This is a genomic window from Pseudomonas sp. HLS-6 (assembly GCF_002753995.1).
Taxonomy (GTDB): domain Bacteria; phylum Pseudomonadota; class Gammaproteobacteria; order Pseudomonadales; family Pseudomonadaceae; genus Aquipseudomonas; species Aquipseudomonas defluvii.
In genome coordinates, this window is the sequence record NZ_CP024478.1 from 1470574 (window position 1) to 1484798 (window position 14225).

The window sequence follows — 14225 nt, forward strand, 5'->3', positions numbered from 1 at the left end:
ACCGGCCCTCGGTGACATCAGCGGCGCCAGATTGCATGACCACGCAGTGCTCCCGCCAACCGGGGGTATTGCGTGCATTAATTGGTACCTTCGTGCCAGGAATACTGACTAACAGGCCGTTGCCCTGCCGGCACCGGCCCCGAACAGAGGAACGACCGTGCATAACGTCGTGATCAGCGGCACCGGCCTGTACACCCCGGCCAACAGCATTTCCAACGAGGAACTGGTGGCGGCGTTCAACGCCTACGTCAGCCAGTTCAATGCCGATAATGCTCAGGCCATCGAGCGTGGCGAGGTTCAGGCCCTGGCTGAATCCAGCGCTGCGTTCATTGAGAAGGCGTCGGGTATCAAGAGCCGCTTTGTCATGGACAAGGATGGCATCCTCGATCCTCAGCGCATGGCGCCGCGTTTGCCTGAGCGCAGCAACGATGAACCGTCGATTCTCTGCCAGATGGCCGTAGCCGCCGCTGAACAGGCGCTTGCACGTGCAGGTCGCACAGCGGCCGATGTCGATGCGGTGATCGTCGCCTGTTCCAACCTGCAGCGACCTTATCCGGCCATTGCCATCGAAGTGCAGCAAGCCTTGGGCATCAACGGTTTTGGCTTCGACATGAACGTGGCCTGTTCGTCGGCCACCTTTGGTATCCAGACGGCCTGCAACAGCGTTCAGGTCGGCCAGGCCCGTGCCGTGCTGGTGATCAGCCCTGAGGTGTGTACCGGCCATTTGAACTTCCGTGACCGTGATAGCCATTTCATTTTTGGCGATGCGGCCACGGCAGTGTTGGTTGAGCGTGCCGATCTCGCCACCTCGGCCCATCAGTTCGATATCGTCAGCACTAAACTGCTGACGCAGTTCTCCAACAACATCCGCAACAACTTTGGTTTCCTCAACCGTGCGGCGGAAGAGGGCATCGGCGCGCCGGACAAACTGTTCGTGCAAGAGGGGCGCAAGGTTTTCCGTGAGGTGTGCCCGATGGTCGCCGAACTGATCGGCCAGCATTTGGCAGAAAACGACATCAATGTCAGCGACATCAAGCGTTTCTGGTTGCACCAGGCCAACCTGAGCATGAACCACTTGATCGTCAAGAAACTGCTGGGCCGTGATGCCACTGTCGATGAAGCACCGGTGATCCTGGATCGCTATGCCAATACCAGCTCGGCAGGCTCGGTGATTGCCTTGCATACGCACCAGGATGATTTGCCCAAGGGCGCACTGGGTGTGCTCAGTTCCTTTGGCGCGGGCTACTCTATTGGCTGTGTGATTCTGCGCAAACGCTAAGCGCCTCGGGGTGTATCTGGGGGCTGTCTTGGTTGATAAGGCAGCCCGTCCTGCAACCCGAACGCATGCCTTGGGTGCGTCAGGTTGTGTTGTGCGTTGTTGCTGTAACAAATTCCCGCTATCGAAGTCCATACCCGACTTCCAGGGAAAACCACCATGATCGGCACGAATGAAACCGAGTTTCTGGAGCGCTTGCTTGCCGGAGAGCAGCAAGCGTTCAAAGAACTGGTCGACACCTATCAAAGCGCCATGCGAGCGGTCGCCTACGCCATTGTGGGTAACCGCCAGGCCGACGAGGCCGTGCAGGATGCCTGGCTGGCAGTTGTCCGCAGCCTGCCCGGATTTCAGCGCCGCTCCAGCCTCAAGACCTGGTTACTGACCATCACCGCCAACGCGGCAAAAAATCGCTACAGGCAAAATCGTCGTGAGGTGCTGCTCGACGACCTGCCGTCGCCGCATGGCAGCATTGGCGATGATCGCTTCGCGGCTGATGGGCATTGGCGCGTTGCGCCGTTCGCCTGGCATGAAGACACCCCCGAGGCGCTGCTCAGCGAGGATGAGTTGCGCCAGTGCCTGGAGCACACACTGTTGAGCCTGCCGCAGTTGCAAAGCAGCGTGCTGATACTGCGCGAGCGCCAAGGCCTGGCATTGGAAGAGATCTGTAATTTGCTCGAGATATCCCTCTCCAATGTGCGTGTGCTGTTGCACCGGGCACGGCTCAAGGTATTCGCGACCCTGGAGCATTTCGAGGAGACAGGACAATGTTGACCTGCAAGGAAATGGTGGCGCGTAGCAGCGACTACCTGGATGGTGAGCTCACGTTGGGGGAGCGTTTGCTGGTACGTCAGCACCTGCTGTTTTGCCGTAACTGCAGGCGTTTCATCAAACAGATGCGCCTGGCGCAGGCAACGGTACGTGCACTGCCAGAGGCCCCGATGGCGGATGCCGATGTGCTGGCCAGGAAACTGGCGGCGCAGCGCAGGGCTCAAGATAAACCCTGAGTGGTGTGAATCGACTTTGCCAGCCTGAGCTTGTCAGCAGTTCGGCGCTGAAATGAAAAAGGCGGAAAATGCTGGATGGGGTCAGCATTTTCCGCCTTTGAAACTCAGTGCAAGGCGATTAGAACTTGGCTTCCAGGTCTACTTGCAGAGTGTCTACGTCAGCATCGCTGTTCGGCAGTTGGGACAGGTCGGTCTTGGCCATCAGGTAGGTTGTGCCCACCGAGAAGTTCTTGTCGATCTCATAGCCGACCTTGAACTTGTGGCCGCGCGAACCGGTGAAGCCGGCACCGAAGTCGGAGTCGGTGAACAAGCTGACCACAGCGTTACGCTGTATATCACGGTAGTTGTAGTCGAGGCTCCATGCGCCCAGTTTGGTTTTCACACCAGCCAGCCAGGCCTTGTCTTCGCCGTCGGTGCTTTCGGTGTTCTTGACGAACTGACCGTAGGTCGACAGTGGGATGGCGAAGCCTGTGAAGTCGATTTGGCCGAAACCTTCCACGAGGTTGAACTCGTTGGTGGTGTTGCCAAAGGACTGCAGTACGCTGGACGCCTTGTCGTTGTCATAGCCATAGATGCTGCCGCCCACGGTAACCTTGACGGTATCCGCAGCAGCAAAGCGTGTACCCAACTGGCCGTGGTACAACTGTGCGTCGTGCTTGAACTGCACGCCATCACCGTCGACGTTGTCCTTGAGCGTGTAATGACCGGCGCTGCCGAACAGCTCAGCGCCACCCAAATTGGTTTTGTAGGTAACGGCCAGGCCTTCTGGATTGATGTCGCTATCCCAGATGATGTCCCCCATGCTCACCCATGGCTGGTTCATCTTGCCGCCGATCAGGTGCAGGTTCGGAACAGCGGTCGGGTGCCAGTCGAGGTAGGCCTGGTCGACCCACAGCGATTTTTTCTCGAAATATTTGTCCAGGCTCTGGTTGGTGGAGCGGGCATCGGCGCTGCTGCCGGTAGCCACGCGCACGCCGGCGTCGACTTGCGGATTGATCTCACTGTAGAAGCCGACGCGGGCACGGACACGCTCGCGGTCCTGGTTGCCGCTGCTTGCGTTGGGGTTGTCGACGTTGACGTCTTCGTAACGCAGGCGCACATCGCCCTTGATCTGGGTCTTGGCGGCCCATGCCACTTTTTGTTCAAAGGAACTCATGCGTTCGGACTGAGCCTTCTGGGCGGCTTTTTCCTTGGTCTCGGTGGCCAGGTCCGATTGCAGTTCGTTGTACTGCGCTTGGTTGATCGAGCCGTTAGCCTTGAGCATTTCGAGCAGCTTGGCGTCGACTGCAGCACTGGCCGGAGCACTCAGAGCCAGCATCATGCCTGTGCAAAGGCTCGCTCCGGTTAGTGTAGAAACAAGACGCATAAGGTTCTCCCTATTTGAAAAAAATGGGGAGGCAGCTGCCCACCCCGTATTGGCATGTCCTCGGAAAGCGCCTGGCTAGACAGCGTCTTGGGTTCCGAAAAACAGGCGCAAGTATTGCGAGCGCCAATTACAGAATGATGTCTCTTTGATTTCGCTCATGTGACGTGATGGCCTGGAGCTGGATGTGCAGGCGTGCAGTTTTCTGGAACACTAGGGTTTCATTTGCCCTGAGTCGTTTGTCATGACCTTCCAGATCATTGCCAGCCTGCGAGACATTGCATCGGATGCATGGGATGCGCTGGTACCCGAAGGTCAGCCCTTTCTGAGGCATGCGTTCCTGAGTGCGCTGGAAGACAGCGGCAGCGTGGGGCCTGGTACGGGCTGGTCCAGCGAACACCTGGTGTTGATGCAGAATGGGCAATGCCGTGCGGCGTTGCCGGCCTACCGCAAGTGGCACTCCTTTGGGGAGTACGTTTTCGATCACGGTTGGGCGGATGCCTGTCAGCGCGCCGGTATTGATTACTACCCCAAGCTGTTGGCCGCGGTACCGTTCAGCCCGGTGGCCGGGACGCGCTTGTTGGCTGCCTCTGAAGCTGATGGCCTGACGTTGCTGCAGGCCATTCCCGGCTACCTGTCCAGTGAAGTGCTGTCAGGTGCGCATGTGAACTTCACCGATACGGCTCTGGATAGGCACATGGGCACGCTACCCGGCTGGCTCGAGCGCCTGGGCTGCCAGTTTCACTGGCATAACCGTGGCTACCGTGACTTCCAGGATTTCCTCGATACGCTGAGTTCACGCAAGCGCAAGCAGATGCGCAAGGAGCGGGAGCAGGTCGCCGGGCAGGGCATCGATTTTCACTGGTTTGGTGGCGAACAGCTGAGCGAGGCGCAGTGGGATTTTATCTATGCCTGCTATGCCAATACCTACCTTGTACGCCGACGTTCGCCGTATTTGACCCGCGAGTTTTTCAGCCTGCTGGCCGAGCGCATGCCTTCGGCGATCCGTGTGGTCATGGCGCGCCAGTCCGGGCGCGATGTGGCAATGGCCTTTAGCCTGGTCGGTGGCGATAGCCTCTACGGTCGCTACTGGGGATGCCTGGCTGAGTTTGATCGATTGCACTTCGAAACCTGTTTCTACCAGGGCATGGACTTCGCTATTGCCCAGGGGCTGCAACGGTTTGATGCGGGGGCGCAGGGCGAACACAAACTGATTCGCGGGTTTGAGCCGGTGCTTACCCGCTCCTGGCATTACTTGCTGCACCCAGGGTTGCGGGCAGCGGTCAGTGAGTTTCTTGAGCAGGAGCGTTCAGGCGTACGTGCTTATGCCGAGGAGGCCAAAACGGCCTTGCCGTATCGTCAAGTGTAAGCGGGTCGCGTTTTAATCGATCCCGACAAAGCCACCGGTCTGGTGCTGCCATAACCGTGCATACAGGCCTTGGTGCGCAAGCAGCTCGGCATGGCTGCCCATTTCGGCGATACGACCTTTTTCCAGCACCACCAGGCGATCCATCCGGGCAATGGTCGACAGGCGATGGGCAATGGCGATGACGGTCTTGCCCCGCATCAGGGTTTCCAGGCTGTCCTGAATGGCGGCTTCGACCTCCGAGTCCAGCGCAGATGTTGCTTCATCCATGATCAGGATCGGCGCGTTTTTCAGCAGTACGCGGGCAATGGCGATGCGCTGACGCTGGCCACCGGACAGTTTTACGCCGCGCTCGCCGACGTGCGCATCGAAGCCGGTGCGGCCCTGGGCATCGGAAAGCTGCGGGATAAATTCATCAGCCCGGGCGCGGCGTACCGCCTCCCATAGCTCGTCGTCGGTAGCGTCCGGCTTGCCATACAGCAGGTTGTCGCGGATTGAGCGGTGCAGCAATGAGGTGTCCTGGGTAATCATGCCGATCTGTGCGCGCAGGCTCTCCTGGGTGATCGTGGCAATGTCCTGACCATCGATCAGGATGCGTCCGCCTTCCAGGTCATAGAGCCGCAGCAGCAGGTTCACCAAGGTCGACTTGCCTGCCCCGGACGGGCCGATCAGGCCGATTTTCTCGCCCGGACGGATCTCCAGATTCAGGTCTTCGATGATTCGGCTGCCCTTGCCATAGTGGAAATCGACATGCTCGAAACGCACCGCGCCGTGGCTCACGTTCAATGCCGGTGCGTTAGGCTGGTCGGTGACGCTCACCGGCTGGGCGATGGTTTGCAGGCCATCCTGCACCATGCCGATGTTTTCGAAGATGCCATTGACCACCCACATGATCCAGCCCGACATGTTGACGATACGGATCACCAGGCCAGTGGCCAGGGCAATGGCCCCGACACTGATCAGCGATTGCGTCCATAACCACAAGGCCAGCGCCGTGGTGGTGACAATCAGCAGGCCGTTCAGGCTGGTGATGACCACATCCATGCTGGTAATGACACGGCTGGCCAGTTGGGTTTTCTCGGTCTGCTCGCGAATGGCTTCCCGGGCATATTGCTGTTCAAAGTCGGTGTGGGCAAAGAGCTTCAAGGTTGCGATGTTGGTGTAGCCGTCGACAATCCTGCCCATGAGCTTGGAGCGGGCATCGGAGGAAATCACGGCTCGGGCCTTTACCCGCGGCACGAAGTAGAAGAGCGCACCGACGTAGCAGGTAATCCAGGTAATCAACGGCAGCATCAAGCGCCAATCCGCCTCGGCGAACAGCACCAGGGAGCTGAGGGCATAGATCAGTACATGCCACAACGCATCGACGGCTTGCACGGCGGAATCGCGCAGCGAATTGCCGGTTTGCATGATGCGTTGGGCAATGCGTCCGGCGAAATCGTTCTGGAAGAAATTCAGGCTCTGCTTGAGCACGTAGGCGTGGTTTTGCCAGCGGATCATGCTGGTCATGCCGGGGCTGATGGTCTGGTGCACCAGCAGGTCGTGCAGGCCGACGAAGATCGGCCGCAAAATCAAGGCTACCACCAGCATCCAGATCAGCTCGCTGGCGTGTTCACTGAAGAAGTTTACATTGGGTGTGCCCTGAGCCAGATCGATGATCCGGCTCAGGTAGCTGAACAGTGCCACTTCGATCAGCGCACCGATCAGCCCCACCACCAACAGTACGGCGAAACTCGGCCAGACCTGACGCAGGTAGTAGAGGTAAAACGGCAGGACCTTGCCAGGCGGTGCCGCCGTCGGCGCATCACGGAAGATATCGATCAACTGCTCGAAACGGCGGTACAGCATGAAAGGGGCAACTCCTGTTGTTTCGGCCCGGCTGAGCGCAGGTCACGTCCTTGTGAACCCGATTTCAGTCGAGGCGTTTAGCCTTGATGATCATCACCGGATCTGCCGGGACATCGCCCATGCCTGCTTTGGTGGTGGTTTTCACATTGGCGATCTGGTCGACCACATCCATGCCCTTGACCACTTTGCCGAACACCGCATAGCCGAAATCACGGCCGCCATGGTCAAGGAAGTTGTTGTCCTTGTGGTTGATGAAGAACTGGCTGGTGGCCGAGTTCACCGCCGCCGTACGGGCCATGGCCAGGGTGCCACGCGTGTTACGCAGGCCGTTGTCCGCTTCGTTCTTGATCGGCTCCTTGGTCTCTTTCAGCCCCATGTCCTTGGTGAAGCCACCGCCTTGAACCATGAAGCCCGGGATCACCCGGTGGAAAATGGTGTTGTTGTAGAAACCGCTGTCGACATAACCCAGAAAGTTCTGGGTGCTGATCGGCGCCTTTTCTGCGTCCAGTTCAACTTCGATATCGCCGAAGCTGGTAGTCAGCAGCACGTGGGGTTGTTTGTCGGCAGCCATCAGGCTGGTGGCGAACACGGTAGCGCAGGCGGCCAGGAGGATTTTTTTCAGCATGGACTCAATGATCCTTGAGCGGTAGTTGAAGCAGCAGCGAGAAACTGCAGCAGGGTCTGGTTGAACAGATGTGGTTGATCCAGTGGTGTAGCGTGCCGTGAATCGGCGATGACCGCCAGTCGTGCCTGAGGGATCAGCTCAACGTAGCGTTCTTTCAATGCGACCGGGGTGTAGTCCTGGTCGGCACTGATCACCAGCGTAGGACAGCGTATTTGCCCCAGGCGTTCCTGCACGCCCCAGCCGACGATGGCGTCAAAGCTGCTCAGGTAGGCGCGCTTGTCGTTGCGTGCCCAGCGCAGCGCCATCGTGCGCCGCAGGTGGGCGTGTTCCGGCTTTGGAAACAGTTTGGCCGCAAGGCCTTTACCGACGGCCTCCGTGCTGAGCAGGCGGGCCAGGCTCCAACGCTTGAACCACCATAGCCAGTCTGCTCGACTGCGCACTTTGACCTCGGGTGCACTGTTGACGATGCACAGGCTGCGCAGCCATTGCGGGTGATCGACAGCGAACTGGAAGCCGATCATGCCGCCCATCGACAACCCGACCAGGTGCACCGGGCCGGGTTGCAGGTGTTCGAGCAATGCCAGCAGGTCGGCACTGAACCCGGCGATGCTGTAGCGTTCACGCGGTTTGTCCGAGCGACCATGGCCGCGGATGTCCATCAGGATAACCCGGTAGTGACGGGCCAGTTCAGGCACTTGAAACTCCCAGTCTTCGCAGCTGGAACCCAAGCCGTGCAACAACACCAAGGGTTCGCCCTGGCCATAGACCTCGTAGTGCAGTGAGCAACCTTCATGTTCGAAGTAGGCCATGGGCGTGATTCCTGTCAGGCTTGGGCGGGGGCGGCGAAGGGCACGTCCAGCGGTGCGGTGTCGAAGTTGCGCAACAGCTCGATGAGGATCTGTGTGGCTGGGCCCAGTGGTTTGTCCTTGTTCGAGTAAAGGTAGAACAGCGGGTGGCGACTGCCACCCTGGTCCAGAGGTAACGGCTTGAGCAGGCCTTCGCGCAATTCGCGTTCGATCAGGTGTCGCGGTAGCCAGGCAAAGCCCAGGCCACTGCAGACGAAGCTTGAAGCGGTGGCCAGGCTGCCGACGGTCCAGCGTTGTTCTGCGCCCAGCCAGCCGACATCGCGCGGTTGCGAGCGCCCCGAATCGCGAATCACCACTTGCAGTTGGCTTTCCAGGTCCTGGAAGCTTAGCGCGCGCTGCAGGCGATGCAGAGCATGCTCGGGATGGGCTACGGCAATGAACTCTACGGCGCTCAATTCGGTGCCCAGGTAACCGGGGATGTTGAAGCCGCTGATGGCAAGGTCGGCGATACCTTCGTGCAGGACTTCCTCGACCCCGGACAACACCTCTTCACGCAGCCGTACCCGGCAGCCGCGGCTCTGCGGCATGAAGGCGCTCAATGCCCGAACCAGGCGTGCGTTGGGGTAGGCGGCATCCACTACCAGCCGTACCTCGGCTTCCCAGCCCTGTTCCATATGGTGGGCGAGGTCTTCCAGTTGACTGGCCTGTTTGACCAGTTGTCGCGAGCGTCTCAGCAGCACGCCGCCGGCTTCGGTCAGCACCGCCTTGCGCCCATCGATTCTCAGGAGTGGTACGCCCAACTGTTCCTGCATGCGCGCCACGGTGTAACTGACAGAAGATTGTGAGCGGTGCAGGGCATCGGCGGCCTGGGCGAAGCCGCCGTGGTCGACGACGGCCTGCAGGGTTCGCCACTGATCCAGGGTAACGCGCGGCGCTTTCATCAAGGGCTCCTGTTGTCCTAAGCTGGCGCACTGTCATGGAGAGCGCCGAATGAAAAAATGTTGTGCTGCATTGCTGGCCCTGCTGCCGCTCACGGCCCTGGCCTATCCCATCGATGTGGAAAAGGAGCTGGAGGGCGTCAAGCTTGACTACACCACCTACGACACGGACTACGACATGGGCGCGATCACCCTGAACAACTACGGTGAGGTGGCGGCCCAGTGCAAGGTGACCTTCCGCAATGGCCCGGAAGCCCCCCGTGTACGCCGTGTGCAGGTACCTGCCAAGCAAAGCGTGGACGTCAACGCCAAGTTCAACCGCAAGATCATCAAGTTGCGCATAGCCCTTAGCTGCAAGCCTCAGTAGAACCAGATGCTTTACCTGTCAGGGTAGAGCATTGGTCAAATAAAACAAATTATTCGATGGGTTGCACCAGATTTTTGCGCTTTTTAATCGATAAGATGCTGTTTAATCTTGCCTCCATCGACTTAGCGACCTTGCCGATTGGAGGCAACCATGTCCCGTGTACTGATCATCGAAAGCAGCGCCCGCCAAAACGATTCGATCTCGCGTCAATTGACCCGCGACTTCATCGCGCAGTGGCAGTCAGCCCATCCGACTGACGCGATCACCGTACGTGACCTGGCTGCCAACCCGGTGCCGCATCTGGACGAAACCCTGCTCGGTGGCTGGATGAAGCCTCAAGAGCAGCGCAGTGCCGAAGAACTGAAGGCACTGCAACGCTCAAACGAATTGACCGATGAACTGCTGGCCGCCGATGTGCTGGTAATGGCTGCGCCGATGTACAACTTCACTATCCCGAGCACGCTGAAGGCCTGGCTGGACCATGTACTGCGTGCAGGGATTACCTTCAAGTACACCGAAACCGGCCCGCAGGGGTTGCTGACAGGCAAGCGTGCCTATGTGCTGACCGCTCGCGGTGGTATCCATGCCGGCGGCGCCAGCGACCACCAGGAACCCTACCTGCGTCAGGTGATGGCCTTCATCGGTATCCACGATGTGACCTTCATCCACGCCGAGGGCTTGAACATGGGCGGTGATTTCCACGACAAGGGCCTGAATCAGGCCAAGGCAAAACTGGCTGCGGTGGCCTGAGCTTCAATCGACTTTCCCGCCTGACACCTGTTGCTCCTTTGGGTGTACCTGCCCGATCAATGCCCTGTGCTTGATCGGGTTTTTTGTGGGCGGCTCGTTCAGGCTCGCGACTATCCCTGGCGACAAGGCCCCACGCGTGCCTGAGCGTATTGATCGCCTGGCGGCGAACCGCTAAGGTCGCGGGCTGCACTGCACGGGGTAAACATGGGCTATCTATTAATTGTCGCGCTGATCCAGGCGTTTTCCTTCAGCTTGATCGGCGAGTACCTCGCCGGGCATGTCGACAGCTATTTCGCCGTATTGGCGCGGGTGTTACTGGCGTTGCTGGTGTTTTTGCCGTTGACCCGCTGGCGTCAGGTCGAGCCGCGCTTCATGGGCGCAATGCTCGGCATCGGCGCGCTGCAGTTCGGCATTACCTACGTGTGCCTTTACCTGAGCTTTCGGGTGCTGACGGTACCGGAAGTGTTGCTGTTCACCATCCTCACCCCCTTGCATGTGACGCTGATCGAGGATGCCCTGAACCGGCGTTTCAACCCGTGGGCGCTGCTGGCGGCATTGGTGGCAGTTGGCGGTGCGGCGGTGATTCGTTTTGACCGGATCAACCCGGACTTCTTCATGGGCTTCCTGCTGCTGCAAGTGGCCAACTTTACCTATGCCGCCGGGCAAGTCCTGTACAAGCACCTTGTGGCGCGTTACCCCAGCGATTTGCCGCACTACCGGCGCTTCGGCTATTTCTATCTCGGCGCCTTGATCGTGGTGTTGCCAGCGTTCTTGCTGTTCGGCAACGCGCAGCACCTGCCGAGCACCGAGGTGCAATGGCTGGTGCTGCTGTTTCTCGGGGTGTGCCCGACTGCGCTGGGCCTGTACTGGTGGAACAAGGGCGCCTGCCTGGTTTCCGGCGGTACCCTGGCGGTGATGAACAACCTGCATGTACCCGTGGGGCTCTTGCTCAACCTGTTGATCTGGAACCAGCATGAGCCACTGGGGCGATTGTTCCTTGGTGGTGCGGTGATACTTGCCTCGCTATGGCTTAGCCGCATCGGCGTTCAACGACCGTTGCTCGCCAGCCAGGGACGAGGGTAACAACCCGGCCCGCAGGTCGTTGCCGCTTGGCTGCTGGTACAGGCTCAGGCCAAACTCCGGCAGTACCGCCAGCAGGTAGTCGAAGATATCGCCCTGGATACGCTCGTAGTCGGCCCACGCCGTGGTACGGGTGAAACAATAGATTTCCAGTGGCACGCCCTGCGCAGTGGTCTGCATCTGCCGGACCATGCAGGTCATGTTTGGCTGAATGTCCGGGTGGCTCTTCAGGTAAGCCAGGGCAAATGCACGAAAGGTACCGATGTTGGTCAGGCGCCTGCGGTTGGCCGACAGTTCGGCAACCGGGCCTTGTGCCTCATTCCAGCTGTGCAGTTCATGACGCTTGTGTGCGATGTAGTCGGAGAGTAGGCGAATATCGGCCAGGCGCTGTTCTTCATGGGGCTGCAGGAAGCGCACGCCCCCGGCGTCGATGAACAGGCTGCGTTTGATCCGCCGCCCCCCGGCCTGCTGCATGCCGCGCCAGTTCTTGAAGGATTCGGACATCAAGCGCCAGGTCGGGATCGAGACAATGGTCTTGTCGAAGTTCTGAACTTTTACCGTGTGCAGTGTGATATCGACCACGTCGCCATCGGCGCCCACTTGCGGCATTTCGATCCAGTCACCGACCCGCAACATGTCGTTGCTGGTGAGCTGGACGCTGGCGACGAACGACAGCAGGGTGTCCTTGTAGACCAACAGGATCACCGCCGACATCGCACCCAGGCCGGACAGCAGCAACAGCGGTGAGCGGTCGATCAGGGTGGCGACGATAATGATCGCGCCGAATACGAACAGCACCATCTTGGCCAACTGTATGTAGCCTTTGATCGAGCGGGTACGGGCGTGTTCGGTGCGCGCGTAGATAGCCAGCAGGGCGTCGAGCAGGGCACTGACGGCCAGGGTAACAAACAGGATGGTGAAGGCCAGCGCCAGGTTGCCGAGGAAATGCTGGGTGGTGGCGCTCAGTTCCGGCACCAGCTTGAGGCCGAACTGCACCAGCAGTGACGGGGTGGTTTGGGCCAGGCGTTGGAATACCTTGTTTCGCAGCAGGTCGTTGAGCCAGTGCAAGGCCGGTTGGCGGCCCAGCAGCTTGACCGCGTGCAGGATCAGAAAGCGCGCCACCCGGCCGAGGGCCAGTGCAAGGGCCAGCAGCACGCTCAGGCCAAGGCCGGCATGCAACAGCGGGTGTTGATCCAGCGTGCCCCAGAGGTCCAGGGCGTTTTGCCACAATGTGGAGATATCCATACCGTTTGAAAGGTTCTGTAAATGAAAGACGGGCCATTAGAGCCCGTATTTCTCGTTCAGTGCCAAAAGAAATTCGGCTCCAGCCGTGGAAAACGTTACCCTATGCAACTGAATTTCTGCACTTGCCCGAGGTACACCCGTGTTTTCCCAATTCGCCCTGCACGAACGCCTGCTTAAAGCTGTGGCCGAGCTGAACTTTGTCGAGCCGACGCCGGTGCAGGCAGCGGCCATTCCCCTGGCGCTGCAAGGGCGTGACCTGCGGGTGACGGCACAAACCGGCAGCGGCAAGACAGCAGCCTTTGTTCTGCCTGTGCTCAACCGCCTGGTCGATCTGAAACAGAAGCGTGTCGAGATCCGTGCCCTGATCCTGTTGCCAACCCGTGAGCTGGCCCAGCAAACCCTCAAGGAAATCGAGCGTTTCGCTCAGTTCACCTTCATCAAGGCCGGCATGATCACCGGTGGTGAGGACTTCAAGGAGCAGGCCGCCATGCTGCGCAAGGTGCCTGATATTCTGGTTGGCACCCCAGGGCGCATGCTCGAACAGCTCAATGCCGGCAACCTGAAGCTGGAGCACGTGCAGGTTGTTGTGCTTGATGAAGCCGACCGCATGCTCGACATGGGCTTTTCCGAAGACGTCGAGCGGCTGTGCAACGAGTGCCCTAACCGTGAACAGACCCTGCTGTTCTCCGCCACCACCGGCGGCGCGGGCCTGCGTGAAATGATCGGCAAAGTGCTGAAGACCCCTGAACACTTGATGCTCAACAACGTCAGCCAGCTCAGCGAAGGTACTCGCCAGCAGATCATTACGGCCGACCACAACCAGCACAAGGAAGAGATCGTTCAGTGGCTGCTGGCCAACGAGACCTACCAGAAGGCCATCATCTTCACCAACACCCGGGTCATGGCTGACCGTATCTACGGGCACCTGGTCGCCAAGGACTTCAAAGCCTTCGTGCTGCACGGCGACAAGGACCAGAAAGACCGCAAACTGGCCATCGAACGCCTCAAGCAGGGCGGGGCCAAGGTGCTGGTTGCCACTGACGTCGCGGCCCGTGGCCTGGACGTTGATGGCCTGGACCTGGTGATCAACTTCGACATGCCGCGCAGTGGTGACGAGTACGTTCACCGCATCGGCCGTACCGGTCGTGCCGGCAATGAAGGCCTGGCCATCTCGCTGATCTGCCATGGCGACTGGAACCTGATGTCCAGCATCGAGCGCTACCTGAAGCAGAGCTTCGAGCGCCGGGTCATCAAGGAGGTCAAGGGCACCTACAGCGGTCCGAAGAAGGTCAAGGCATCGGGCAAGGCGGTAGGGGTCAAGAAGAAAAAGACTGACAAGAAAGGTGACAAGAAAGCCGTCGCCAAGAAAAAGCCTGCCAACCGGCCAAAAGCCAGCGCACCGCTGGTAAGCCAGGATGGCCTGGCCCCCCTGAAGCGTCGCAAGCCAGCCCCAGCTGCCGAGTAATTCGGCACCTTGTCACCGGCAAGGCCTGCTTCTGAAAACACATTGTGTTGAAGCAGGGCTTGCCCGTGATCCTCTCATAGGCAAGCCCCTGC

The 14225-nt window shown here is 59.5% G+C and carries 14 protein-coding genes; 8 read left to right on the forward strand and 6 right to left on the reverse strand.

From position 1 onward, the window contains the following. Positions 1-157 precede the first annotated feature (157 nt). The 3 genes from CS390_RS06765 to CS390_RS06775 all read left to right on the forward strand — a co-directional run bounded on the left by CS390_RS06765 (position 158) and on the right by CS390_RS06775 (position 2280). Positions 158-1279, forward strand: coding sequence for a beta-ketoacyl-ACP synthase III (locus CS390_RS06765; RefSeq protein WP_065760694.1), 1122 nt, complete (start codon positions 158-160; stop codon positions 1277-1279). A 156-nt stretch (positions 1280-1435) separates the two neighbouring features. Continuing rightward, positions 1436-2047, forward strand: coding sequence for an RNA polymerase sigma factor (locus CS390_RS06770; protein ID WP_065760693.1), 612 nt, complete (start codon positions 1436-1438; stop codon positions 2045-2047). Continuing rightward, positions 2041-2280 (forward strand): anti-sigma factor, encoded by a 240-nt coding sequence (locus CS390_RS06775; protein WP_065760692.1) that lies wholly within the window; start codon positions 2041-2043, stop codon positions 2278-2280. Before CS390_RS06770 ends, CS390_RS06775 begins: the two co-directional genes overlap by 7 nt. 118 nt (positions 2281-2398) lie before the next feature. Here the strand turns inward: CS390_RS06775 and CS390_RS06780 are convergent, their stop codons facing one another. Beyond that, positions 2399-3646, reverse strand: a complete 1248-nt coding sequence (locus CS390_RS06780) for a putative porin (protein ID WP_065760691.1) — start codon at positions 3644-3646, stop codon at positions 2399-2401. Positions 3647-3887: 241 nt separating this feature from the next. Here CS390_RS06780 and CS390_RS06785 point away from each other — a divergent pair, with 241 nt between their 5' ends. Next, on the forward strand, positions 3888-5012 hold the full coding sequence (locus tag CS390_RS06785; RefSeq protein WP_099773848.1) for a GNAT family N-acetyltransferase: 1125 nt from the start codon (positions 3888-3890) through the stop codon (positions 5010-5012). Between the two features lie 12 nt (positions 5013-5024). Here CS390_RS06785 and CS390_RS06790 read toward each other — a convergent pair whose 3' ends face one another. From CS390_RS06790 to CS390_RS06805, 4 genes are all read right to left on the reverse strand, one after another. After that, complete coding sequence (locus tag CS390_RS06790) at positions 5025-6857, reverse strand: ABC transporter ATP-binding protein (protein ID WP_065760689.1); 1833 nt, start codon at positions 6855-6857, stop codon at positions 5025-5027. 64 nt (positions 6858-6921) lie between these two features. Further along, entirely contained in the window at positions 6922-7482 is a 561-nt protein-coding gene (locus CS390_RS06795) for a peptidylprolyl isomerase (RefSeq protein WP_099773849.1), read from the reverse strand. Next, positions 7476-8291 carry an alpha/beta fold hydrolase gene (locus CS390_RS06800; protein WP_099773850.1) on the reverse strand — a complete coding sequence of 272 codons (816 nt, stop codon included), beginning with the start codon at positions 8289-8291 and terminating at the stop codon, positions 7476-7478. Before CS390_RS06800 ends, CS390_RS06795 begins: the two co-directional genes overlap by 7 nt. Before the next feature lie 14 nt (positions 8292-8305). Beyond that, a complete protein-coding gene (locus CS390_RS06805) occupies positions 8306-9229 on the reverse strand; it encodes a LysR family transcriptional regulator (protein WP_065760686.1) in 924 nt (307 codons plus the stop codon). 49 nt (positions 9230-9278) lie between these two features. Here CS390_RS06805 and CS390_RS06810 point away from each other — a divergent pair, with 49 nt between their 5' ends. The 3 genes from CS390_RS06810 (at position 9279) to CS390_RS06820 (ending at position 11426) form a co-directional block, all read left to right on the forward strand. Next, complete coding sequence (locus tag CS390_RS06810; protein ID WP_065760685.1) at positions 9279-9593, forward strand: 3-phosphoglycerate kinase; 315 nt, start codon at positions 9279-9281, stop codon at positions 9591-9593. Positions 9594-9743: 150 nt separating this feature from the next. Further along, positions 9744-10343, forward strand: a complete 600-nt coding sequence (locus CS390_RS06815; RefSeq protein ID WP_099773851.1) for an FMN-dependent NADH-azoreductase — start codon at positions 9744-9746, stop codon at positions 10341-10343. A gap of 204 nt (positions 10344-10547) precedes the next feature. Beyond that, entirely contained in the window at positions 10548-11426 is an 879-nt protein-coding gene (locus CS390_RS06820; protein WP_099773852.1) for a carboxylate/amino acid/amine transporter, read from the forward strand. Here the strand turns inward: CS390_RS06820 and CS390_RS06825 are convergent. Further along, complete coding sequence (locus CS390_RS06825; RefSeq protein ID WP_065760682.1) at positions 11367-12668, reverse strand: mechanosensitive ion channel family protein; 1302 nt, start codon at positions 12666-12668, stop codon at positions 11367-11369. The genes CS390_RS06820 and CS390_RS06825 overlap by 60 nt on opposite strands. 139 nt (positions 12669-12807) lie before the next feature. Here CS390_RS06825 and CS390_RS06830 point away from each other — a divergent pair, with 139 nt between their 5' ends. Then, positions 12808-14133, forward strand: a complete 1326-nt coding sequence (locus CS390_RS06830; protein WP_065760681.1) for a DEAD/DEAH box helicase — start codon at positions 12808-12810, stop codon at positions 14131-14133. The last annotated feature ends 92 nt before the right edge of the window (positions 14134-14225 follow it).